23 protein-coding genes, 1 tRNA gene and 1 pseudogene are annotated in these 24,452 nt (G+C 44.2%); 12 read left to right on the forward strand and 13 right to left on the reverse strand.

Features of this window, described 5'->3' with window-relative positions; translation table 11 throughout:
• Nucleotides 1-319: 319 nt before the first annotated feature.
• A tRNA-Ala gene (locus tag BW980_RS02065) sits at nt 320-396 on the reverse strand.
• Between the two features lie 75 nt (nt 397-471).
• Entirely contained in the window at nt 472-1,272 is an 801-nt protein-coding gene (locus BW980_RS02070) for a universal stress protein (RefSeq protein ID WP_076453288.1), read from the reverse strand.
• A gap of 51 nt (nt 1,273-1,323) precedes the next feature.
• Between BW980_RS02070 and BW980_RS02075 the strand changes: the two genes are divergently transcribed.
• The 5 genes from BW980_RS02075 (at nt 1,324) to BW980_RS02095 (ending at nt 5,523) form a co-directional block, all read left to right on the forward strand.
• A complete protein-coding gene (locus BW980_RS02075; protein ID WP_076453289.1) occupies nt 1,324-1,824 on the forward strand; it encodes a GNAT family N-acetyltransferase in 501 nt (166 codons plus the stop codon).
• Nucleotides 1,825-1,834: 10 nt separating this feature from the next.
• Nucleotides 1,835-3,169: an MATE family efflux transporter gene (locus BW980_RS02080; RefSeq protein WP_076453290.1), complete on the forward strand. Its 1,335-nt coding sequence runs from the start codon at nt 1,835-1,837 to the stop codon at nt 3,167-3,169.
• 39 nt (nt 3,170-3,208) lie between these two features.
• Nucleotides 3,209-3,976, forward strand: a complete 768-nt coding sequence (locus tag BW980_RS02085; protein ID WP_076453291.1) for an enoyl-CoA hydratase/isomerase family protein — start codon at nt 3,209-3,211, stop codon at nt 3,974-3,976.
• Nucleotides 3,977-4,257: 281 nt separating this feature from the next.
• Nucleotides 4,258-4,710, forward strand: coding sequence for a 6-pyruvoyl trahydropterin synthase family protein (locus tag BW980_RS02090; protein ID WP_076453292.1), 453 nt, complete (start codon nt 4,258-4,260; stop codon nt 4,708-4,710).
• A gap of 39 nt (nt 4,711-4,749) precedes the next feature.
• Nucleotides 4,750-5,523, forward strand: coding sequence for a UDP-2,3-diacylglucosamine diphosphatase (locus BW980_RS02095; RefSeq protein ID WP_076453293.1), 774 nt, complete (start codon nt 4,750-4,752; stop codon nt 5,521-5,523).
• On the opposite strand, the pseudogene BW980_RS02100 reads toward BW980_RS02095, so the two are convergent.
• The 8 genes and pseudogenes from BW980_RS02100 to BW980_RS02140 all read right to left on the reverse strand — a co-directional run bounded on the left by BW980_RS02100 (nt 5,513) and on the right by BW980_RS02140 (nt 12,365).
• Nucleotides 5,513-6,771: pseudogene (locus BW980_RS02100) on the reverse strand (MFS transporter). The gene BW980_RS02095 and the pseudogene BW980_RS02100 overlap by 11 nt on opposite strands.
• 454 nt (nt 6,772-7,225) lie before the next feature.
• A complete protein-coding gene (gene recJ, locus BW980_RS02110; RefSeq protein ID WP_076453295.1) occupies nt 7,226-8,914 on the reverse strand; it encodes a single-stranded-DNA-specific exonuclease RecJ in 1,689 nt (562 codons plus the stop codon).
• 40 nt (nt 8,915-8,954) lie between these two features.
• Nucleotides 8,955-9,383, reverse strand: a complete 429-nt coding sequence (locus BW980_RS02115; protein WP_076453296.1) for an OsmC family protein — start codon at nt 9,381-9,383, stop codon at nt 8,955-8,957.
• Nucleotides 9,384-9,569: 186 nt separating this feature from the next.
• Nucleotides 9,570-10,148, reverse strand: a complete 579-nt coding sequence (locus tag BW980_RS02120) for a uracil-DNA glycosylase family protein (protein WP_076453297.1) — start codon at nt 10,146-10,148, stop codon at nt 9,570-9,572.
• Nucleotides 10,149-10,153: 5 nt separating this feature from the next.
• Nucleotides 10,154-10,498, reverse strand: coding sequence for a HopJ type III effector protein (locus tag BW980_RS02125; RefSeq protein WP_076453298.1), 345 nt, complete (start codon nt 10,496-10,498; stop codon nt 10,154-10,156).
• The gene (gene rsmI / locus BW980_RS02130) at nt 10,495-11,175 is read right to left on the reverse strand and encodes a 16S rRNA (cytidine(1402)-2'-O)-methyltransferase (protein ID WP_076453299.1); all 681 of its coding nucleotides are present in this window, start codon (nt 11,173-11,175) and stop codon (nt 10,495-10,497) included. The genes BW980_RS02125 and rsmI overlap by 4 nt, the downstream gene beginning before the upstream one ends.
• A gap of 5 nt (nt 11,176-11,180) precedes the next feature.
• Nucleotides 11,181-11,537, reverse strand: coding sequence for a DoxX family protein (locus BW980_RS02135; RefSeq protein ID WP_076453300.1), 357 nt, complete (start codon nt 11,535-11,537; stop codon nt 11,181-11,183).
• A 117-nt stretch (nt 11,538-11,654) separates the two neighbouring features.
• Nucleotides 11,655-12,365, reverse strand: a complete 711-nt coding sequence (locus tag BW980_RS02140) for a hypothetical protein (protein WP_076453301.1) — start codon at nt 12,363-12,365, stop codon at nt 11,655-11,657.
• A gap of 171 nt (nt 12,366-12,536) precedes the next feature.
• Between BW980_RS02140 and BW980_RS02145 the strand changes: the two genes are divergently transcribed.
• From BW980_RS02145 to arfB, 7 genes are all read left to right on the forward strand, one after another.
• On the forward strand, nt 12,537-13,190 hold the full coding sequence (locus BW980_RS02145; RefSeq protein ID WP_076453302.1) for a thymidine kinase: 654 nt from the start codon (nt 12,537-12,539) through the stop codon (nt 13,188-13,190).
• Nucleotides 13,174-14,280: an alanine racemase gene (gene alr, locus BW980_RS02150; protein ID WP_076453303.1), complete on the forward strand. Its 1,107-nt coding sequence runs from the start codon at nt 13,174-13,176 to the stop codon at nt 14,278-14,280. The genes BW980_RS02145 and alr overlap by 17 nt, the downstream gene beginning before the upstream one ends.
• A gap of 83 nt (nt 14,281-14,363) precedes the next feature.
• Nucleotides 14,364-14,768 carry a large conductance mechanosensitive channel protein MscL gene (gene mscL, locus BW980_RS02155; RefSeq protein WP_076453304.1) on the forward strand — a complete coding sequence of 135 codons (405 nt, stop codon included), beginning with the start codon at nt 14,364-14,366 and terminating at the stop codon, nt 14,766-14,768.
• A 205-nt stretch (nt 14,769-14,973) separates the two neighbouring features.
• A complete protein-coding gene (locus tag BW980_RS02160) occupies nt 14,974-15,963 on the forward strand; it encodes an aspartate-semialdehyde dehydrogenase (RefSeq protein ID WP_076453305.1) in 990 nt (329 codons plus the stop codon).
• Nucleotides 15,964-16,061: 98 nt separating this feature from the next.
• Nucleotides 16,062-18,212, forward strand: a complete 2,151-nt coding sequence (locus BW980_RS02165; RefSeq protein ID WP_076453773.1) for a prolyl oligopeptidase family serine peptidase — start codon at nt 16,062-16,064, stop codon at nt 18,210-18,212.
• A gap of 67 nt (nt 18,213-18,279) precedes the next feature.
• A complete protein-coding gene (locus tag BW980_RS02170; RefSeq protein ID WP_076453306.1) occupies nt 18,280-19,260 on the forward strand; it encodes an ABC transporter ATP-binding protein in 981 nt (326 codons plus the stop codon).
• Between the two features lie 3 nt (nt 19,261-19,263).
• Entirely contained in the window at nt 19,264-19,668 is a 405-nt protein-coding gene (gene arfB / locus BW980_RS02175) for an alternative ribosome rescue aminoacyl-tRNA hydrolase ArfB (protein WP_076453307.1), read from the forward strand.
• A 63-nt stretch (nt 19,669-19,731) separates the two neighbouring features.
• Here the strand turns inward: arfB and BW980_RS02180 are convergent, their stop codons facing one another.
• From BW980_RS02180 to dinB, 3 genes are all read right to left on the reverse strand, one after another.
• Complete coding sequence (locus tag BW980_RS02180) at nt 19,732-22,206, reverse strand: TonB-dependent receptor (RefSeq protein WP_076453308.1); 2,475 nt, start codon at nt 22,204-22,206, stop codon at nt 19,732-19,734.
• 75 nt (nt 22,207-22,281) lie between these two features.
• Entirely contained in the window at nt 22,282-23,103 is an 822-nt protein-coding gene (locus BW980_RS02185) for an AraC family transcriptional regulator (RefSeq protein ID WP_083690355.1), read from the reverse strand.
• Nucleotides 23,104-23,335: 232 nt separating this feature from the next.
• The gene (gene dinB, locus BW980_RS02190) at nt 23,336-24,436 is read right to left on the reverse strand and encodes a DNA polymerase IV (RefSeq protein ID WP_076453309.1); all 1,101 of its coding nucleotides are present in this window, start codon (nt 24,434-24,436) and stop codon (nt 23,336-23,338) included.
• Nucleotides 24,437-24,452: the final 16 nt, after the last annotated feature.

A 24,452-nucleotide genomic window follows, 5' to 3' on the forward strand; every position in this document is an offset into this window, starting at 1 on the left:
TTTCCGTAAGTATAAACATTTGCCGTACCCAAAGTATAACTGGGAAATCAAGAAAATCCGATTATAAGATAAGGCCTATGACCTGATTTGGCAAGACCAAGGCTTATATTTTATTATTCAAAGTAAGGCACATGGCCGAAGGGAGGGCTATTGTTTTTTTGTTTTTTTTGAAAGGTAGAAAGGCGCTGACCGTTATTTGGTTATCTGTTAAAACTTAGGGAAAAGCGGGGTTTATGAAGATAGGGCAAAATAACCCAAGATCAATTATATCGTAATAAAAAAGGCTCCAAGAAATGAATCTTGGAGCCCTGTAATAGCTTGGTGGAGAATACCGGAGTCGAACCGGTGACCTCTTGCCTGCCAGGCAAGCGCTCTAGCCAGCTGAGCTAATCCCCCGTTTTGGCTAGGTGCAAAGGAAATACTTTTTATGAAAGTATCAAAATAGTTGGGCAAGTAATTATCGCAACTTTTTTAATCCTTCTTTACACTGAGTACAAGTACCGGAATACGGGCCGAAAACTCTGATTTAGGTATGGTATTCTTTTCCCAAAGTTTTTTAAAAAATCCTCTTTTGTGCCTAAAAACGCATAATAGGTCCGGATGTTGCGCCTGCATATGTTCGAGTACGCCTAGGTAGGTCGTTGGGGCCTCGGTCATGGTTACCTGTGAACTGACATCCATCAATGCCGTGTTGATCCGTAGATCGGCATCGGAGTAGCCCGGTGTTTTTACCAAAAGTAGGTTTACCGTAGACCCGAATTTTTTCTTAATGTCCAACAAGGGATTTAGAATACGGTTTCTTTTGAGTATACCCGATTTAAAGGCGGTCAGAATATTTTTAGGAGGGGTCATTACGCTTCCCTTGGGTACGATCAGCGTTGGTATATCGGTCTGTTTGATGATTTTTCCAGAGGTATTGCCCAAGTATAGTTCTTCGGTAACATCGTTACTCCGTGGCGCCATGATGATCAAATCGATGCCCAGTTCCCTGTCGATATCCTTTAGGCCATCGACAATGCCACCATTGTAGGTAGCGATCTTGATGTCAATACCTTTGGCGTCTATCTTTTCAATAACTTCCTTTAGGCGTTCTTTTCCGCTTTCGGCCAGTTTTTGGGGAACATTGGCCAAACTTTTACCTGCTCCCACCGAAACATTGAAAACTTCCATCACATAGACCTGTGAGGAAAACACCGCGGCAAAGTCTACGGCATATTGTAAAGTGCGGTGTGCATCGGGTGAAATACCTATAGGTACTAGTATGTGTTTCATATTGTTTTCGGATTTATCGTTTAAATTTACAATTTAATTGGATTTGAAAAAATGATTCGACCCGCTAAGACATCCGAAATTGGTGAAATTCTGAAATTGACGCAAGCTTGTGCGGTCGCAATGATGGCTAACGGTATTTATCAATGGAACGAACATTATCCTTCTCGGCAGGCATTTGAGTGCGATGTCGATAGAAAGGAACTGTACGTTCTGGAGGAAGATAACCAAATTATCGGAACTATGGTCATCTCTACTTTTATGGACGAAGAATATGAACCGGTTCGCTGGTTGACGCCTACCGATAAGAATATCTACATTCATCGGGTGGCGGTACATCCTGATTTTCAGGGTAAGGGCTATGCCCAACAACTAATGGCTTTTGCCGAAAATTTCGCACGCGAAAAGGGGTTTCGTTCCATACGGTTGGATACCTTCAGCCAAAACAAGCGCAATCAACGATTTTATGAAGCTAGGGGATTTCAGCGACTGGGCGATATTTTCTTTCCGAAACAGAGCGGGCATCCTTTTCATTGTTATGAATTAGTGTTGTAATTTCGCCCCCTTGAAGGCTGAAATCAATTTTAGGACCATTAATAAATTGGCGATACCTGCTACCGTTGCTGGTATTGCAGAACCCCTATTGTCCATTACCGATACGGCCATTGTGGGGAATATTCCCGTAGACGGACTTGAATCGCTTGCCGCGGCAGGTATTGTCGGCTCTTTTCTTTCCATGTTGATATGGATTTTGGGCCAGACCCGAAGTGCCATATCGGCCATTATTTCCCAGTATTTGGGTGCCGGACGTATCGCCGAGGTAAAGAGCTTGCCGGCCCAAGCTATTTTTCTGAATATTGGCTTGAGCATTCTCGTTTTGCTATCCACCATTTTTGTGGTCGAGGATATTTTTCAGCTGCTCAATGCTACGGGCAAGATTCTTGACTATTGTGTTTCTTACTATTCCATACGGGTTTGGGGCTTTCCGTTGACCCTTTTCGTTTTTGCCGTCATGGGTATTTTTCGGGGGTTGCAGAATACCTATTACCCCATGTTGATCGCCATTGTCGGGGCCGTTCTCAATGTAGGCCTTGATTTTGCCTTTGTTTACGGAATAGAAGGATTCATAGAGCCTATGTATTTGGAAGGTGCGGCATGGGCAAGCCTTTTGGCGCAGGTTATTATGGCTATTATGGCTTTTGTACTGTTGGTGACAAAGACCAATATAAGCTTTCGCTTGAAATTACCGGTTCATGATGAGCTGGGCAGATTGGTGGTAATGAGCCTCAATCTGTTCGTTCGTGCCTTGGCCTTGAATACCGCATTGATATTGGCGGTTCGTGAAGCGACCGATTTAGGTCCGAAGTTTATTGGTGCCCATACCATTGCCGTTAATATTTGGCTGTTCTCCGCCTTTTTTATCGATGGGTATGCCGCAGCCGGAAATATTATGGGAGGTAGGCTCTTGGGGGCAAAAGATTACAAGGGCTTGTGGCAATTGGCAAAGAAAATCGTGTACTACGGTCTGTTGGTCAGCGTGGTATTGGTGGTGGCCGGTTTTTTGTTCTATAAGCCGATTGGACTCCTCTTTTCAAAGGAGACCGTAGTGCTCAATGCATTTTATGCCGTATTTTTTATCGTAATCTTGGGACTGCCCATGAATACCATAGCTTTTGTTTTTGATGGGATTTTTAAGGGGATGGGAGAAATGAAGTACCTTAGAAATACCCTGTTGGCCGCAACCTTCCTCGGGTTTGTACCTGTTGTCTTTTTAGGAAAGTATATGGGGTGGGGACTCTACGGGATCTGGATCGCCTTTACCGTATGGATGGCCATACGTGGCGGGGCCTTGGTCGTTAAGTTTATCAGAAAGTTTCGGCCCCTATTGCAAAACCATTAATTTTGATTGATACCTTTGTTGAACAATTAAATTACAGTTATGGGAACTACCCGTGAAAATGGAAGCCTTTATACGAAAATCGATAATAAGGTCGCTACCATAGAATTTGGTCACCCTGCAAGTAACTCTTTTGTAGCCGAGCTCTTAGATCGGCTGACCCGAGAGTTTAAAACACTCTCTGAAAACGATGCTATAACGGTTATTGTACTCAGATCGGAAGGAAACCGCGCTTTCTGTGCCGGTGCGTCATTTGATGAACTTATGGCCGTGTCGGATCTTGATGAGGGCAAGGTGTTTTTTAGTGGTTTTGCCCATGTCATCAATGCCATGCGCCAATGTAAAAAGGTAATCGTTGGCCGTGTTCAGGGTAAGACCGTTGGAGGAGGTGTAGGCCTGGCCGCTGCCTGTGACTATGTCTATGCTTCGGAAGCTGCCTCTATACGGTTGTCTGAATTGACTATAGGAATCGCTCCCCTAGTGATAGCCCCGGCCGTAGAAAGAAAGATAGGTACGGCCGCTATTTCTGAACTTTCGTTGGCTCCGACCGAATGGAAAAATGCCTATTGGGCACAGGAAAAAGGACTCTTTTCAAAGGTTTTCGACGATATAGGGGAATTGGATAGGGAACTTGATTTTCAGGTGCAAAAACTGGCCGGGTACAATCCCGAAGCCCTTGAAGAATGGAAAAAAGTACTTTGGCAGGGTACAGACCATTGGAACGAACTTTTGTTAGAACGTGCCGCTATAACAGGTAGATTGGTTCTGTCTGAATTTACTAGGAATGCACTTTCTAAATTCAAAAAATAACAATAACCAACCGTAGATGGCGTTCTACTTTTTTAAATCTCAGTTATGAATATTTTAGATTTCCTTAATGGCGACCTTATTTTTCCCCTTCTGGCGCTTTTCGTTGTAGTGGTGTATTTTTATAATCGCGTTAGAGCTAAAAGAAAGTTTAAACGCTAACATACGGTATATCCGGAGTTTGACCTGTTTTTTAGTTTTAATTGCTAAAAATTACAGGCAAATACCATCTTAATATCAATTGGCTTTGCAAATTGAATACCTTTGCAAAACAATAGAATTTCATGGGTAAAATTAGAATCACCAAACAGTTTAATTTTGAGACCGGTCATGCGCTTTACGGCTACGACGGAAAATGTAGAAACGTACACGGCCATAGTTATAAGCTATCGGTTACGGTAATTGGCACGCCCATAACGGACACTTCTCATGTAAAATGGGGTATGGTCATAGATTTTGGGGATTTAAAGAAAATAGTAAAAGAGGAAATCGTAGATCAGTTCGATCACGCTACGGTCTTCAATAAAAACACACCTCACGTAGAATTGGCCCAAGAACTTATAAGTCGTGGACACAACGTAATCTTGGCCGATTACCAACCTACAAGTGAAAATATGGTCATAGATTTCTCAAAGAAAATCCGTGCCAGACTACCGGAGAACATCAGCTTACATTCATTAAAACTTCAAGAGACCGATACTTCCTTTGCGGAGTGGTATGCATCGGATAATCAATAATACTTCTTTAAAAAGGGTATTCGTTATATTTGACCTCAGATGAAAACCATTACCGTTCCACAAGGCAAAAAAGTCTATTTTTCCAGTGACAACCATCTCGGAGCGCCCACTAGGGCCGAAAGTCTTCCGCGCGAAAAAAGATTCGTCGCTTGGTTAGACGCCGTGAAGAAAGATGCCGCGGCCATTTTCTTGATGGGAGATCTTTTTGATTTTTGGATGGAATACAAGACGGTAGTGCCCAAGGGCTTTACCCGTACCTTGGGAAAATTGGCCGAAATATCGGATTCGGGCATACCGATTTATTTCTTTGTAGGAAACCACGATCTCTGGATGAACGGTTATTTCGAGGAAGAACTCAACATCCCGGTTTTTCATAAGCCCCAGCAATTCAATATAAACGGGGTCTCCTTTTTCGTGGGTCATGGTGATGGCCTTGGTCCTGACGACAAGGGTTACAAACGTATGAAAAAGGTGTTTACTAATCCTTTGGCCAAGTGGCTGTTTCGATGGTTGCACCCAGATATAGGCGTGCGTTTGGCCCAGCACCTTTCGGTGAAGAATAAACTGATTTCAGGTGACGACGACGCCCAGTTTTTAGGAGAGGACAAAGAGTGGTTGGTGCAATATGCCAAGCGAAAGTTAGAAACATATCATTACGATCACTTCGTCTTTGGGCACCGGCACTTGCCCATGGAAATAGAGGTGGGCGAAAATTCAAAATATACCAATTTAGGCGATTGGATCCATTACTACACCTATGCCGTTTTCGACGGCGAAGAGCTAAGCCTCGAAAAATTCGAACTCAAGCATTAGCCTCGTGCTCATCAATATCCTTTTGTAGATCCAGTTTTCTAAAGGAAGGCGAAACTATCGCTGTTGCACCAACGGTCAGCAAGGTCATGGCGCCGCCAAAGACTACAGCGGTTACCGTGCCCATCAGTTTTGCGGTAAGTCCGCTTTCAAAAGCTCCCAACTCGTTAGACGAACCTACGAACATCGAGTTGACAGATGCTACGCGTCCTCGCATATTATCGGGGGTTTTAAGCTGCAATATGGTCTGTCGGATGATCATAGAGACCCCGTCTACGGCACCACTCACGAACAAGGCCATTACCGAAAGCCAAAAATAGGTAGAAAGGCCGAAGACGATCATACAGATACCAAAACCGAATACGGCGAACAACAGTTTCTTCCCTGCATTCTTATGTAGGGGAAGCGGGTAGATCCCAGCATGGTGAGTGCCGCGCCCACGGCGGGGGCTGCCCGTAACACCCCAAAACCTTCGGAGCCAACGTTGAGGATGTCTTGTGCGAAAATGGGAAGAAGCGCTACCGCCCCGCCAAAAAGTACGGCGATCATATCTAAGGTCAATGCCCCAAAAACGGCTTTGGTACTGAACACAAAGCGAAGCCCTTCGCGCAGGCTTTGGAATACAGGTTCTCCAATTTTAGGGTTGAGAATAGGTTTTTTTGAAATCTGGAAGAGGGCTATGAGGGCCATGACCGAAAAACCGAATATCAGGCACATAGACCAGTGAACCCCTATCCAGCTTATGGAGAACCCGGCCAGGGCAGGACCTAAAACCGATGCCAATTGCCAAGTCGTACTGCTCCATGTGGCCGCGTTGGGATATATTTTTTTGGGAACGATCAGGGCGATCAACGAAAAGATGGTGGGCCCGAGAAAGGATCGTACAATACCGCCAAGGAATACTAAAAAGTAGATGCCGTATAAAATGGTTCCGGTGTCGACCTTTTGGTCTAGGGAGGGCCAGCTGAGCATAAAGAGCCCGAAGCTGATTACCGAGAACCCGAAGATGCATTTGACCAAGAGATTCCGCTTTTCGGTTTGATCTACAATGTGTCCTGCAAAGAGCGCCATCGATACGGCGGGGATGACCTCCATGAGGCCGATGATTCCTAAAGAAAGCGGGTCTTTGGTCATGGAATAGACTTGCCACTCAATAACGATAAACTGCATCGACCAAGCAAATACCATGGCAAAGCGAACCAACAAAAAGATGTTGAATTCTTTAAAACGTAAGGCGGCATAAGGATCCATAAAAACGCTTTTTTCAAGAGAAATAGGGCGCAAAGGTATTACTATAAACCGACGAAATGTATGTAAATACGTCAATTATTTTGTGGGGATTCCATTTTGTAAAACCGACTGTTCGGTCGGTGTGTGAGGGCTTTGTAATAACCGTAAAATGGAGTTTTATCGATAAACGGTTGGTTTGTTTGCGGGAAAAGTACAAAACAGGGGTAAGTGTTGGAAGAGAAGAAATAAAACCGACCGAGCGGTTTGTCGTGCGGTTTGAAGCGTGTTGGCCCAAACATAGAAATTGGCTTTTGATAGGACAGAAATCAAGTCCGACCTTAGATAAAAAGTCGTTAAACGATAATTTCGATTCGGTTGCCTTTCGGGTTGAGAACAACACTTCTATAACCACCGTCTCCCGTGGTTCTCGGTTCACCGATAAGATGAAAACCATCGGATTTGAGTTGTTCTATTTTTATTGTACATCTTTTAATTTCATCTGTAGGCTTACGTTTCCTTGCCATTCATTTTCATCTAAGCAGAAAACGGCACTAAAAGCTTGTCTGTTCGCCACTATGGAAAGCTTGTCGCCCATGTTAAAACCGATGCCTCCTATGGGGCCGATTCCGTTTTGGGTGGCGGCCAATTTTAAATGGGCCCCATCTTCGCCGACGCCTTTGGCGTAACCCGTATCCTTGAGGTTTTCTGCCATGAATACCGGGGTCATGTTGCCGGGGCCAAAGGGGGCAAATTGCTTGATGATGCGCATGAGCTTTGGGGAAATATCCCTAAAATCGATTTGGGCGTCTACCGAAATTTCGGGAATCAAGAGGTTCGGGTCTATGGTTTCGGCGACTACCTTTTCAAACCGGGCCTTGAATTCTTCGTATTGCGATTCCTGGAGGGTGAGGCCCGCAGCATATTTGTGTCCCCCGAACTGCTCAATACAGTCGGCACAGCCCTGTAGGGCATTATAAACGTCGAAACCCTTTACCGATCGGGCCGAAGCGGCGAGTTTGTCGCCACTCTTGGTAAAGACCAGGGTAGGTCGATAATAGGTTTCGGTAAGGCGGGAAGCTACAATGCCGATCACGCCCTTATGCCAAGATGCTTTATAGACTACCGAGGTAAAACGTTCTTCCTCTTTGTTTTCTTGGATTTGTTCTAGGGCTTCTTGGGTAATCTCTTTGTCGAGTCCGCGCCGGTCTTCGTTGAATTTTTCGATTTGGGCGGCAAAGGTTTCCGCTTGGGCCAGGTCGGTTTCGGTCAACAGGTTTACGGCATGCTGCCCGTGTTTCATGCGGCCGGCCGCATTTATCCGCGGTGCGATCACGAAAACCACATCGGTAATGGTGAGCACCGTTTTCTTAATTTGGTGGATGATCGCCTTAAAACCGGCTCTCGGATTGGTATTGATCACCTGTAGTCCGTAATAGGCCAAAACCCTATTTTCTCCCGTAATAGGCACAATGTCCGCACCAATGGCGGTAGCCACTAGGTCAAGATAGGGAATCAGGTCGTGAATGGTATGTCCTTGCCTTGAGCCCAAGGCCTGAACGAGCTTGAAGCCTACCCCACAGCCACAAAGTTCGTCGTAGGGGTAAGTGCAATCGTCGCGTTTGGGGTCGAGAACAGCCACCGCATCGGGAATATGGTCGCCCGGCCTATGGTGGTCGCAAATAATAAAGTCTATTCCTTTTTCTTTGGCGTAGGTGACTTTGTCGATGGCCTTTACCCCACAGTCAAGAGCAACGATCAAAGAAAAGCCGTTGTCGTCGGCAAAGTCGATTCCCTTAAAGGAAACCCCATATCCTTCGGCATATCTGTCGGGAATATAGGTGGCCACGTTAGGATAGTAACTCAGTAGGTAAGACGAAAGCAGGGCTACCGAGGTAGTTCCGTCTACGTCGTAATCGCCATAGACCAAGATGTTCTCGTTATGGGCAATGGCTTTTTCTATACGCTCAACCGCCAAATGCATATCCTTCATTAAAAAGGGATCGTGCAGATGCGACAGCTCTGGCCGGAAAAACTTTTTGGCCTCGTCATAGGTAGCTATGCCACGTTGCAATAGCAATTGAGCCACCAAATCATCTACCTTAAGCGAATTGGCCAATTGGTCAATAGCGCCTTGTTCAGGTTTCGGTTTAATGGTCCAACGCATAAGGTGTAAAGGGTGAAAAATTTAATAGTTGATTTAAGGTTTAGTCTTTATGAAAAACAGTCTTTATTTCCAATTTTGCAAATTGACGGAACATTTCCATAACGCCACAGTATTTCTCGACGGAGAGGTCTACCGCTCTTTGTAATTTTTTCTCGTCAAGGTTTTTTCCGTGGAAGTGGTATTCGATGGTAACGGCGTCGTAGAATTTCGGATGCTCATCGGTAAGGTTGGCAATGGTCTCTATTTGAAAATCATCGACCTCCAACTTCATTTTTTTGATAAGCGAAGCCACGTCAAGTCCTGAACAACCGGCCAAGCCAGATAGCATCAGGGCTTTTGGGCGTAGCCCTTTTCCTTCTCCGCCATCATCGGGGCTTGCATCTATAGTTAAGTTTAGACCTGATGGGTTAGTGCTTTCAAACTGCATGTTGCCCAGCCATTTGGTAGTAATATGATTTATGGTAGCCATAATTTTTATGTTTTTTGTAAATATCAAAAATACGATTAATTGATAGATTTTAAGGGCCGATCAAGGCTTGACTTTTTAAGGGAAGTCAAAACACATCAGTCGTTTCTGTTCTATGAAAATAACGTTAAAGTAAAGATTTTGGAAAAAAGTATAAATTTAGAATGGTATTAGGCAGGTCTTTAAGGTTTAAGTGCTACTCAAAACCACCTGAACCCTTTTCTGCAATTCCGGCAGTACCTCTGCCTCAAACCAAGGATTTTTTTTGAGCCAAAAGCGGTTGCGGGGCGAAGGGTGGGGCATCGGAAAATACTTGGGCAAATAGTTGTGGTAGGCCCTTACCGTTTCCGTTAGGTTTTTTTCCTTTCTCTCTTTTAGGTAATATCCTTGGGCGTAAATGCCGATAACGATAATTAGTTGTAGGTGTGGCATTCGATGAAAAAGGGCCTCGTGCCAAAGTGGGGCGCATTCGGGTCTCGGGGGTAGATCGCCCGATTTTCCTTTTCCCGGATAACAAAAACCCATAGGAATCAAGGCAAATATCTTTTCATCGTAAAACTCCTCGTCCGTAACGTTCAGCCATTTTCGCAATTGCCTGCCGCTGGGGTCGTCCCATGGAATTCCGGTTTCGTGGACCTTGGTTCCGGGGGCTTGGCCGATAATCGCAATTTTTGATTGGCGATGTGCGGCTACAATGGGTCTTGGGCCGAGAGGCAAATGCTTACTGCAAACTTCACACGCACGTATTTCAGAAAGCAGTTTTTGCATTGGGTTTATTTTTTCTTCAAGGGGTTTTGGGCAAAGACCAGGCCTTGAAACCCGGTTTGCATAAAGTTCCTGATGTTCTGGTGTCCAGTTCCCTCGGGGTCGTCGAGCACATCGTTAAAGTAGTAGCTTCCAAAGCAGGCCAACGTCTCTTCTTTACTCAGTTTCTGGTCTTTGGCGAAGGCAAAAAGCTTGCATGAACCTGAATTTTGTCCTTGGGCATTCTCTAGGGTGCCATTGGTAAAGGCCGAGGGGGTAAAGTGGTAGTATGCTTCGATTACTGCCATGGTTTCTACAAATTCAACGGCTTCCGGGCTAGATTTTAGCTTCTTTATAAACGTATCAATGGTCATCTGCTTTGTTTTTTTCCTGCAACAATAATAACAATTTCGCCTTTTGGCGGTTTTTCGGTAAAATGACGTACTAGCTCTTTTGAGGTACCCCTTAAGGTCTCTTCGTAGAGCTTGGTGAGCTCACGGGAAACGGATATTTGTCTATCCTCCCCAAAATATTCGGCAAATTGACCAAGGGTCTTTACCAGCTTATAGGGCGATTCATAGAAAATAATGGTTCGGGTTTCTTCTGCCAACAATTTCAATCGGGTCTGTCGTCCCTTTTTTGGGGGAAGAAATCCCTCGAAAACAAATTTATCGTTCGGTAGGCCACTATTGACTAGGGCCGGTACAAAGGCGGTAGCGCCGGGCAGACATTCTACGTCTATGTTTTTTTCAACACAGGCTCGGGTCAACAAGAACCCGGGGTCTGATATGGCCGGAGTTCCTGCGTCGGAAATTAAGGCAATGGTCTCACCCGCCTGTAAACGATTGACAATGGCGTCTACGGTCTTGTGCTCATTGTGCATATGGTGACTTTGCATGGGGGTGGCAATTTCAAAGTGCTGTAGCAGTTTTCCACTTGTTCGTGTGTCTTCCGCCAGAATACAGTCCACTTCCTTTAGAATGCGGATGGCACGCAAGGTCATATCCTCAAGATTACCGATAGGTGTCGGTACCAAATATAATTTTCCCATAAAATTTAAGGTCGTAACTCTCTGCCCATAAAATACGCGCTCAATGTGGCTATAAGCCCAATAAAGGCGAAAAGATAATTATGGCCGTCGGTTATATAATGTGCAAAGAACGCCAAAAGCGTATCAAAAAAGAAACCGGCGTAGGCCCATTCTTTAAGCCAAGACGAGAAATTGCCCCATATGGCTATAAGGCCTAATATTTTAGCGATGGCCAAAGGGTAAATAAGATAGGTGGGATAGTTTAGGTGTTCAAAAAAGCCGGATATCATTTCGTACTGAGTGAAATATTTATATACCGAAAACAGCATTATTCCAGTCAAAACCAAAAGGGCTGACCAGTAAATTGATTGTTGTGTTTTCATGGCGCGGCAATTTTCACCCTAAAATAGATATTTAGGTTGAAAATAGGACTGGTTTTGCCTCAAAAAACGATATAATGTCTTAAAGAATCCAATGTTTCACCTGTGTCCCGGACAAAATCAGGAAAATTTCCGTTCAATGAACTGCATGAAACGCTGGGCGTATTCTTCTTTTCCGGCCCAGTTGTTATAATCCGGTTTTACCATGTTCTCTATAAACGATATGGAACGTTCCTCACTGTCAATGGTATTCAGCTGTGATAGAACGCGATTGTAATCTTCGGTACTACCATTAAAAAGGTGCTTTACAAAGGCAAGCCTATTGTTCAGGTCGATCTTGAGTTCTTTGGTCGATAGTTTGTCGTTTAAGGACTTGGTGTGTACCTCTTTTTTAGGCGAAGACCCATTGTGGTTGGGCACGACAGGTGTTTGTGGCTCAAAAAGTTCCTTGTCGTTCTTCATGTAATCGGGTTTTGACAAGAACTCCTCCAAAACCTCGTCTACGCGCTCTTCATGGTTGGGCATCTCCGATACAATGTCCTTAATGGTATCCATGCCCGGAATGATAATGTCTTCCTCGTGTGGATTGCTCTCGGGTACCGAGGCATTTTCGTTCAGTACGGCATTGGCCATTTTTTCAAACTTCTGGGCAATGACGTTTTTCGATACGTCTATTTCAATATCGTTCAATTTCTCTTCGATGTATTTCAGAACGGCAAGCTTTTCATACAGACCTTTTGCGGCATCGTACATTTCACTAAGGTCCATATCGCGGGACGTGATGATTTCCGTAGATAATTTTCTCAGTTCTTCCTTTAATTTTTTCTTCATCGGTCAATTTTTTTTATTCTCCCGAGTTCGGGTAAAAAAGGTATCTCTATCTTTGTAAAACTATAGTTTAGGACTTAACACGGGGATTTTTTATGGAGTAAAAGAACAACTCGTGATAAGTTCTCTAATAATAAGAACGAAAAGCCCTGTATTTTCGTCTAAAATTACAAAATGTTTCTCGAAAATACTGTTAATCATAAAGAACAATTCGGTTGGATAGAGGTTATCTGCGGATCGATGTTCTCAGGAAAGACCGAAGAACTTATACGCAGGCTAAAGCGTGCCCAATTTGCCAAGCAAAAGGTGGAAATCTTTAAGCCTACCGTAGATAATCGCTATGACGAAAACATGGTAGTGAGCCACGATGCGAACGAAATTAGGTCAACGCCGGTACCGGCTGCGGCAAACATTCGGATCTTGGGCGATACTTGCGATGTTATCGGTATAGATGAAGCCCAATTCTTCGATGATGAAATTGTTTCGGTCTGTAACGATTTGGCCAATAAGGGAGTGCGTGTCGTAGTGGCCGGACTGGATATGGATTTCAAGGGTAATCCCTTTGGACCTATGCCCGCCCTTATGGCTACGGCAGAATATGTGACCAAGGTTCACGCCATATGTACCCGAACCGGAAATTTAGCAAACTACAGTTATCGAAAATCAAGTAACGATAACCTGGTACTTCTGGGCGAAACGGAAGAATATGAACCCCTAAGCAGGGCGGCATACTACAAGGCACGTTTGAAGGAAAAGGTAAGGCACCTTAATGTAGATAGCGAAGAAGTGTCTTCAAGCAACAAAGATGTAGATGACAAAAATGGGTGAAACGGTGTTAGAGATCGATCTTTCGGCGCTAGAACACAATTATAGGTTTCTAAGGTCGCGATTGAAGGATACGACCAAATTTTTAGGCGTAGTAAAAGCCTTTGCCTACGGAAGCGATTCGGTGGCCATTGCCAAAAAGCTCGAAAGTTTGGGGGCCGATTATCTTGCGGTGGCCTATGTAAAGGAAGGGGTCGCTTTAAGGGAGGCGAGCATACGGCTTCCGATATTGGTGCTACACCCATTGCCGGTGAGTTTCGATAGACTCTTGGCCTATGAGCTTGAGCCCAACATCTATTCGGTAAAAATACTGGCCGATTTTTTACAGTTTGCCCAAAAACAAGGGTTAAAGCGGTATCCCATCCATGTAAAATTCAATACAGGACTGAACAGATTGGGCTTTTCCGAAGCCCAGGTCGATGAATTGGCCCGCGTCTTGGAAGGGCAAGATGAGGTAGAGGTAGTTTCGGTGCTGTCACATTTGGCGGCCTCCGAAGATTTAAACGAGCGGGAGTTTACCGAAAAGCAGATCGCTTCGTTTGAGCGTATTGCCCGTGCACTTTTACCGAGGTTGAAAGGAAGACCTATACTACATTTGTTGAATACTTCCGGCATTATCAATTTCGATAAGGCACAGTATGACATGGTCCGCAGTGGAATCGGGCTCTATGGTTTCGGGAACGAGGCCGGTATAGACAGGCAACTTAAGCCCGTAGCTACCTTAAAGACGGTTATTTCGCAAATCCATACGATCGAAAAGGGACAGAGTATCGGTTACAATAGGGCGTATAAAGCAGATGAGAGGGTGGTTACGGCCACTTTGCCCATTGGGCATGCCGATGGTATAGGAAGGCAATATGGCAACGGAAAGGCCTATGTAACGATCGATGGGCATAAGGCTCCCATTATCGGCAATGTCTGTATGGATATGATTATGGTAGATGTAAGTGGAATCGATTGTAAAGAAGGTGACGAGGTTGTGGTCTTTGGGGAACGGCCTACGGCAGAGGAATTTGCCATGGGGGCCAAGACAATTTCCTATGAAATACTTACGGGTGTTTCGCAGCGGGTGGAAAGAAAAATTAAAAATTAGCCTTCACAATTAACAAGTGGTTCTTTTTTTGTTAATTTGCATATCGTAAAACACTAATATATAACCATTAAAAACATTCAATCATGTTAAAGGAGTTCAAGAATTTTATTATGACCGGCAATGTCATCGAGTTTGCCGTTGCCGTTATAATGGCAGGAGCCGTTGGCCTTGTGGTAAACGGGTTTGTCAATGATATCATAATGCCTATTGTAGGTGAGTTTGCGGGAGGTGTTGATTTCGCCGACCTAAAATACGTCCTTACACCAACTTCTGGAGTTGAAGGGGAGGCAGGCTTCGTACCTGAAAATGCAATCCGTTATGGTGCATGGATCAACACTATCGTTAACTTGTTGATCGTAGGTTTCGTTATGTTCCTTATCGTTAAGGCCTATAACAAAATGAAAGCTCCGGCACCGGCACCGGCACCATCTGGTCCTTCTCAAGAAGATCTTTTGATAGAAATCAGGGATTTGCTTAAAAAACAATAAGATAAAGGTCGCCTTTTAAGGCAGACTACCGCTGCACTGCAGTTTCATCTTAAAACCGTCACGGAAGCTTCGCAACTTCTTTGACGGTTCTTTTTTGTTTGAATGTTAAATTTGTAACATTTTGTTAAATAATTATTGCACCCGTTTAAAATGCTTGTCAGGTCAATAGGCTTGCACTACATTTGTGCTTCTAAATTAATTAAAGATGAAAGTAGCCGTTGTAGGTGCCACCGGTATGGTAGGCGAGGTGATGCTCAAAGTGTTGAGTGAACGTAATTTTCCCATTACGGAATTGCTATTGGTCGCTTCTGAGCGTTCGGTAGGAAAAAAACTCTCTTATAAAGATAAAGAATACGCTATTATAGGCTTGGCCGATGCAGTAGCGGCAAAACCTGACATTGCCATATTTTCGGCTGGAGGTGATACTTCATTGGAATGGGCGCCCAAGTTTGCCGAAGTGGGTACTACGGTTGTTGATAACTCCTCTGCTTGGCGAATGGACCCTACCAAAAAATTGGTGGTTCCGGAAATCAATGCCAATGAGCTGACCAAGGAAGATAAGATTATCGCCAACCCTAACTGCTCAACCATTCAATTGGTAATGGCCTTGGCCCCCTTGCACAAGAAATACAAGATGAAACGCGTTGTTATCTCAACATATCAATCGGTATCGGGAACAGGCGTAAAGGCGGTACGTCAGTTAGAGAACGAAATGGCCGGTGTACAGGGCGAAATGGCCTATCCTTACCCTATCAACCGAAATGCCTTGCCACATTGTGATGTTTTCTTGGAAAACGGATATACTAAGGAAGAAATGAAATTGGCGCGCGAGCCACAAAAAATATTGGACGACAGAAGTTTTTCAATAAGTGCTACCGCTGTGCGTATACCTACGGCCGGAGGTCACTCCGAATCGGTAAACGTTGAGTTTGAAAACGATTTTGACTTGAACGATGTCAGAAAGTTGTTGAACGATACGCCAGGCGTTACCGTACAGGATAACCCTGATACCAACACCTATCCGATGCCCATCTACGCCCATGATAAAGATGAGGTTTTTGTTGGCCGTCTTCGTAGGGACGAGTCGCAACGAAATACTTTAAACATGTGGATCGTTGCCGATAACCTTCGAAAAGGGGCGGCTACCAATGCGGTTCAAATCGCTGAATATTTAGTGAAAAACCAATTGGTATAAAAATTATATACTTTCTAAATTTTTAGTTAAAACCTATGCTGTGCAATGCCGGCATAGGTTTTTTTATGGTACTTTTAGCGAATTTCAATCGTCAAGGCATGAAGAAATATCTTTTACTTTTAGCATGGGCAGCTGCTATTATAGCCTGCAAATCATTACCAAAAAAAGAGCATATTACCGTGAATTACCCAAAGACCCATACATCAGAAACCGTTGATACCTATTTTGGAACTTCCGTAGCGGATCCCTATCGTTGGCTCGAAGATGATATGAGCGAAGAAACCGGAGCTTGGGTCAAGGCCCAGAATGAAGTTACTTTCGGCTATTTGGAAAAAATTCCGTTTCGCAATGCCCTAAAGGAAAGACTGGAAAAGCTATGGAATTACGAAAAGCTGGGTTCTCCGTTCAAGGAAGGGGACTATACTTATTTCTATAAGAACAACGGCCTGCAGAACCAATACGTCCTGTATCGAAAAAAAGGAGATGGGGAAGAAGAAGTTTTCTTGGATCCCAATACTTTTTCGGAAGATGGAACCACCTCTCTTGCGGGTTTAAGTTTTACCAAAGACGGTTCCTTAGCGGCTTATCTGATCTCAGAAGGTGGTAGTGATTGGCGTAAGGCCATTGTCATCGACACCGAAACCAAGCAGGTTGTAGAAGACACCCTTACCGATATCAAGTTTAGCGGAATTTCTTGGAAAGGAAACGAGGGTTTCTATTATTCAAGCTACGATAAACCCGAGGGGAGCGAGCTTTCGGCCAAGACCGACCAACATAAGGTCTACTATCATAAAATGGGAACTTCCCAAAAAGAAGACCAATTGGTATATGGGGGAGTAGCGGCTGAGAAACATAGGTATATTGGTGCATCGGTAACAGAAGATGAACGTTATCTTGTGATTACGGCTTCGGTATCGACCTCTGGTAACAAGTTGTTCATTAAAGACCTTTCAAAGCCTGAAAGCGGTCTGGTTACGATTGTAGGGGATACCGATTCCGATAACTATATTATTGAGAACGAAGGCTCAAAACTTTATATCGTTACCAATAGGAAGGCCCCGAACAAAAAAATCGTCACCGTTGATGCTGAAAACCCCGGAGAGGAGAACTGGGTAGATTTTATTCCCGAGACGGAGAATGTACTTACTGCCGGCACGGGTGGAGGCTACTTCTTTGCCGAGTATATGGTTGATGCCATCAGTAAAGTATTTCAATACGATTATGACGGTAAGTTGATTCGTGAGGTGAAGCTTCCGGGTGTGGGGAGTGCTTCCGGTTTTGGGGGAAAGAAGGAAAATAAGGAGTTTTATTTTTCCTTTACGAACTATATCATTCCGGGTTCATCCTATAAATACAACGTAGAAACGGGCGAGTATACCTCTTATTGGAAGCCTGATATCGACTTCGATTCCGACGCCTATGAATCAAATCAGGTGTTTTTTACCTCAAAGGACGGTACAAAGGTACCCATGATCATAACCCATAAAAAGGGCTTACAACGCAACGGAAAAAATCCGACCATCTTATATGGTTACGGTGGCTTCAATATCAGTTTAACGCCTGCTTTCAGTATCGCCAATGCCGTTTGGCTGGAGCAGGGCGGGATATATGCCGTGCCCAATTTAAGGGGAGGTGGAGAGTATGGTAAAAAATGGCATGATGCCGGTACCAAAATGCAAAAGCAGAACGTATTTGATGATTTTATTGCCGCAGGGGAATACTTGATCGAGAATGACTATACTTCTTCAGAATACCTTGCCATTCGTGGTGGAAGCAACGGAGGACTGCTTGTTGGGGCTACCATGACCCAAAGACCCGACTTGATGAAGGTGGCCTTGCCGGCCGTAGGGGTCTTGGATATGTTACGCTATCATACCTTTACCGCTGGTGCAGGATGGGCCTATGATTACGGTACGTCGGAGGAGAGTAAAGAGATGTTCGAATACTTAAAGGGCTATTCGCCCGTTCATAACGTGAAGGAAGGGGTGGCTTATCCGGCGACCTTGGTGACTACCGGTGATCACGATGATCGTGTGGTACCGGCCCACAGTTTTAAGTTTGCCGCGGAACTGCAGGCCAAACAAGCAGGAGACGATCCTACCTTGATCCGAATCGAGACCAATGCGGGCCATGGTGCGGGAACACCGGTAAGCAAGACCATTGAACAGTATGCCGATATTTTTGCCTTTACCCTGTACAATATGGGATTCGAGGCACTTCCGAATAAGGCTGGAAAGAGCGGAAAGTAGTTCGGAAGAAAAAAATACCGACCGGATTTTTTAACCTAAGGCCGTTGAGATAATTGAAGATGAAGATATGTTACAAGTAGATCATGTTTCTTTTAGCTATGTAGACGATATTCCCGTTTTGGAGAATATCAACCTTAAGGTGGCCAAGGGAGAGCATGTATCCATTATTGGTGAAAGTGGTTGCGGAAAGAGTACGCTTTTAAAAATTATTTACGGACTCTTGGATATTAAAGTGGGTGAAGTCTACTGGAACGATACCCAAGTTTTAGGTCCCCTTCATAACTTGGTGCCGGGCGAACCATATATGAAGTACCTCTCCCAAGATTTTGACTTAATGCCCTTTACCACGGTAGAGGAGAATATTAGTCAGTTTTTATCCGTTTTTGAGCCTGAGGAACTTGAAGAACGTACTATTGAGCTGTTGGAGATGATCGAGATGAGCAAATTTGCCAAAACCAAGGTGAAATTGTTAAGCCGTGGACAACAACAACGTGTTGCCTTGGCCCGTGTGTTGGCGCAAGAGCCCAAGGTCCTCCTTTTAGACGAGCCTTTTAGTAATATCGATAACTTTAGAAAGAACAGTTTAAGACGTAACCTTTTCGGTTACCTAAAACGGCAAAAAATAACCGTAATTACGGCTACACATGATCATATGGACATGCTTCCGTTTGCCGATAGGGTAGTCGTACTCAAAGATAGGTTCATTGTGGCTAAGGACAGCCCTAAAAACCTATACGAGCATCCTAAAGACCTCTACGTGGCCTCCTTGTTCGGAGAGGCCAATAAAATTCCCATAAACATCGTAAAATCGTATGCCGACACCAAAAGGCGTATCATTGTATATGCACATGAATTCAAGGTTTCCGGAAAATCGGGTTTGGAGTGTGTGGTAAAGGGAGCCTATTATATGGGAGGTCATTATATGATCGTGGGTATCTATGAAGGTGAAGACATCTATTTTCACCATGATAGGCCTCTAGAGGTCGGTAAGGTAATCTTTCTAAATCTTTCATTGGAGACCATCAACCAACGTATGGCCGATTTTTAAACTATGAACAAGGCCCAACTGATACAAGAATTAAATTTCAAGGCCGTTCGCAGCAGTGGTGCCGGAGGGCAGCATGTAAACAAGGTGTCGACTAAAATAGACCTTAGCTTTTCGCTTAAAGACTCTAATGGACTTACTGCTACCGAGAAAGAGCGCATCTATAGAAAAATAGGACATAGGCTTACCAAAGATGGCGTTTTACAAATGCAATGCGACGAAACCCGAAGTCAGCACAGAAATAAGGAACTGGCCATTGCCCGTTTTTTGACTCTTATGGAAGATGCCTTAAAGGTCAAAAAGAAACGTCGTAAAACAAAGCCGTCTCGATCTTCCATTGAGAAACGGTTAAAGCAAAAAAAGAAGAACGCCCAAAAAAAGACGAATAGAGGAAAGCCCCAAATCGATTAAAAATCATTGGGGCTTTCTTGTTCGGGATTAAAAACCCGACTCGTACTAAACATCAACTAACCGTTAGAATTCTTGCTTGCCGAATTCACTATCAATGAATTTCGATTTATTCTTATTCTTATTGAAATTGTACGATAGGTTCAACAATACCATATCAACTTCATATACGTAGTTCGTGGTCGTGTAGAATTCACCTTCTCGGTAGGTCGTAATACCTTGTTCGTTCGTGTCCAATAGCCCCATATCTATATTTTGCCATTGTAATGTAGCCGTCAGACGGTCGTTGAGAAACGACTTTTTAAAGGTCAGGTTGGGCGAATAGAAACGAGAATCTTCCCCTTGTGCCGTAATCCGTTCCGATAGATAGTTAAAGGTGAATTGTAAGGAAGCGGTTTCGGTGAAGTCGTATGTGCTGTTCGCGTTTATCGAGTATACAAAAGAACTACTGTCTATGTTCCGACCGTCGTAGGTGCCGTCAATGGAATAATTGTAAAGGTTGGCCCCAATAAAGTTCGACCAGTTTTTGGTGGGTTTTAGCTGTGTTCCTAACTCCAATCCTAATGATTTGGCCTTGCCTACATTAGAGTAGATTCGGTTTAGAATCGTATCGTTGTAGATGGTGTTTACCCTATTCACCAAGTTTTTGGTATCGCGGTAGTAGGCCGTTGCAAAAATCGAATTTCCACCGTCGAAGTTTTTACTGATACCCACTTCCAACAAGTCTATAAATTCGGGTTTTAGGGTGGGGTCTCCTTGCTCTAGGGTCTCGGAGTGTTCGCGTTCCGGAAAAGGATTCATTTTAAAAGTGGTCGTCCGTTCTACCCTTTTGCTGTAGGCGGCCTTTAATTTTGTGTTGTTTTCAAAAGTGTATTGAACCGAAGCCGATGGAAACGGTTTTACATAGTCGTAAGCATAGGTCGTATCAATAAGCCCTTGCTTGTCGCGAAGGTCAAGTTCGCGGTCCATCGCTTCAATCCGTACGCCTGCGGCATATTCCCATTTGTCTTTTGCTCCCGTCAATTGTGCGTAACCCGAATGAATGCTTCTTTGCAGGTCTACTTCACTTGAAAACTCGGGGACGAGTTCAAAGGCACCACCCGTCGTATCATCTTTTCGCTCGTATACGAAATCGCCCGTATGGTCGAGGTTTCGGTATTGGTAGCCTGTTTCGAGTTGGCCTATTGCAAAGGGTTTCCAGGCATAATCCAAGGATAGGCGAATACCGTTCAATGGGTTGTCATTAGTGTTGTACTCTTGCTGGTATATGATATTTCTGTCGGGCTCGCCCAAGTTGTCGCTTTCCGTAGGGCCGCCCAATAAGGTGTATTCGTATAAGAAGGAGGTCGATAGTTTTGAGGTATTGTCGAAAATGTGGGAATAGTCAAAGCTTCCCAATACAAAATCACTTTTTCGGGTCCTCAGGTTGTGGTTATAGTACTGAAACGTATAGAAGCGTTCCCCTCCAAGGGCCGGTGTACTCCCGTGGTTGTCGTAATACACGATATCGGCTAGACGGTCTTTTTTCCTTTTACCCCCGTAAAAACCCAATGAATAGGCATTTTTATCGTCTGGGGCATAGTCTACGGTAAACCGGCCGCTGTAATTGATTTCGTCGAAGCTGCGTTCGCCGGTGGAAGGAAACTGCGTAAGGGTGTCGTTTATAATGGTGAAAACATCGCCTTCACGTCTTCCGCCCAGGTCGTTACGTTGGTAGTTGGCCCCCATGGAGACGTTCCAATCGCCTTTGCGAATGTTGTAGGTGGCATCGGCCCCGTAGCGCTGGTGAACCTTGTCGTTTCCGTAGGTTTCAATGGAGGGAAGTCCCCCTTTTATGTTTATTTGGGCAAAGCTGCCGTCTGCAGCACCTTTTTTGGTTATGATGTTCAAGATGCCGGCTTTTCCTTCAGGGTCGTATTTGGCAGAAGGGGCGGTGATTACTTCAACACGCTCTATGGCATTGGCCGGAAGCTGGTTCAACAAGGTAGAAGCATTGCCTTGAACAGGGTTGCCATTGAGCAATACCACAAAGCCCGTACTTCCGCGAACACTGATTTCGCCTTGTCCGTCAACACTTACCGAAGGTATGTTTTTAACCACGTCGGTAGCACTGCCCCCAAGGCTGTTCTGAAATTTTTTGGTATCAAAAACCTGTCGGTCTATTTTATTGATAACGGTGGCGCGTTCGCCTTTGACCACGACTTCTTCAAGTTGGGTGCCGCCTATGCTAAGGGCTATGGTTCCTAGGTCAACGCCTTTTCGGTTCTGTACCCTAATGTCTTTAATGGTCTTGGTTTCGAAGCCGATAAAGGAAGCTTCAAGGTAATAGGTGCCGTTTTTGACCCCTTCGATGGTAAAGATGCCGTTAAGGTCGGTAATTACCCCGGTAAGCAATTTGCCGCTCTCTTGGTCGAAGATGGCCGCAGTGGCGTATTCCAATGGGTAGTCATTATCGCCGTCCGTTATTTTTCCCGTAATCTGTGCCGATACAGATAGTGGGGCAAGGGCGATTAGCATCAATAAAAAGTGATAAAACTTCATGTTCAATAGGTTTGGTAATAATTAGGTGTCGAAATTACCCTTAAGCCCTATTGAATTCTGGTCTGTTTGAAAAATTTAAGGTACGATCGCTACTTTTTTGTACTGTAGCGGGGTTTGGCCATCATGGCGCTTAAAATATTTGACAAAATGTGAAACATCGGAAAAGTCGAAGTTGTATGCAATTTCGGTAACGGAGAGGTCGGTATAGAGGAGTAAACGCTTGGCCTCTTTTATAATGTGCTCTGCAATTACCGCCGAGGCCGTTTTTTCGTGTTTTTTTCTACACCAGGCGTTGAGGTTCTGCGCCGTGGTATTCAATTGTGAGGCGTAATATGCCACATCGTTTTTTAATTTGTTTTCAAGCAATTCAGAAAAACGTTCGTCTAGATCATTGGTAGATAGATCTTCATCAATTTGTACATAGTTCAGAATTTTAGAAAAAAGGGCCTTAAGTACCCCTTCTACCAGAACATCCCTACTGGCACAATTTTCCTTTATTTCTTTTGAGGCGATTTCAAAGAGCGACTGAATGCTCGAATCGTAAGCAGGGTTGATTACCTTTTTGTTTCCTAGCTGCCTTAGTTGTAGGTTGATGTGCTTATCCAAGGTCTTTTCCATAAAACCTTCCTTGATAATGATGACGAAACCTTCTGGCAGGGTATCGATTTCCCAATGGTGCACTTCATCTTTCTTAATGATAAAAATTATGGGAGGTTCAATGGCGTAGCCGGTTTCATCCATGTAGTGTACACCGCTGCCTTTGCTGAAGTAGACCAGCTCCATATATTTATTATGGCGGTGCGGTTTGGTATATCGCTTATTGGTGTCGAACGGCTCGATCTTGATATCTTCCAAGGCCGAAATCTTTGAATAGGTATTTATTTTTGTTCGTGTCAAGGGGGTAGATTTTTTGGCAATCGAAATTTGGTGATCAAGGACTATAACTAAGGCGTCCGAGATTTTTGTAATGGTTAAAATCGTGAGTTGTAAAGGTAGTGGATCAAAATGCAATCCAATACTTGAAATACCGCTGAATACCCAAAGATTCTAATACAAAACGTTTAAAATATAAGCCTTTTGGTTAATTGTTTGAACTCCCCTCAGTTTTGAGGTAAATCCGCTTCAATTGCTAGAACTCGAATTTCAGTTGAACTGAAATGGATTCCTTGTCCGTTGTTTTTTCTTTTTTCTCCGTATTGAGGTTGGCAAGGGAAATACCGAGCAGGCGTACCGAGTTCTGTAGCTTTTCTTGATACAAAAGTTCCTTGGCCGTTTCCAATATAAGGCTCTTGGACGATATATAATAAGCGAGGGTCTTGCTTCTGGTATTAAGGGTGAAATCGCTGTATTTGATTTTAAGTGTGACCGTTTTACCCGCAATATTGGCTTTTTTTAAGCGTTTTTCAAGCTCTTCGGCAATATGGTCTAGTCGTTCGAGCATAAATATTTCGCTGCTCAGGTTTTCGTTGAAGGTACGTTCGGCTCCTACGGACTTTGGAATACGGTGCGGTTTAACCTCACTGGTATGGATTCCGCGGACCACGTTGTAATAGTAGCTTCCGTTTTTGCCGAAATTCCCTTCCAGAAATTCAAGCGTTTTTTGTTTCAGGTCTTTACCGGTAAAGATGCCCAGTTTGTACATTTTTTCGGCAGTGACCTTTCCCACACCGTAAAATTTTCGAATGTCGAGCTCTTCAAGAAACTGCGATATCTCTTCGGGGTTTACGGTTTTTTGCCCGTTGGGTTTGTTGACGTCGCTGGCGACCTTCGCAATGAATTTATTGATGGAAATACCTGCGGAGGCGTTCAGGCCGATAGTGTCGTATATTTTTTGCCTAATTTCCTTGGCGATCAATGAAGCGGAGGGATTTCCCTTCTTGTTTACGGTAACATCGAGATAGGCTTCGTCCAATGACAGGGGTTCTACCAGATCGGTATACTCGTAGAATATATTTCTGATTTGATGAGAGATTTCCTTATAACGCTCAAAACGCGGTTTAACAAAAATAAGTTCGGGACAATTACGCTGTGCCAGAACACTGCTCATGGCGCTACGAACCCCGTATTTTCTAGCTTCGTAGCTGGCTGCGGCAACAACGCCCCTTTTTGAGCTTCCGCCAACGGCAATGGGCTTTCCGCGCAAGTCGGGATTGTCCAGTTGCTCTACGGAGGCATAAAAGGCATCCATATCCACATGAATAATCTTTCGCAATGGAAAATCGTTTGGCATACAGCAAAATTAGGTT

The sequence above is a fragment of the Zobellia uliginosa genome, assembly GCF_900156625.1.
GTDB lineage: Bacteria > Bacteroidota > Bacteroidia > Flavobacteriales > Flavobacteriaceae > Zobellia > Zobellia uliginosa.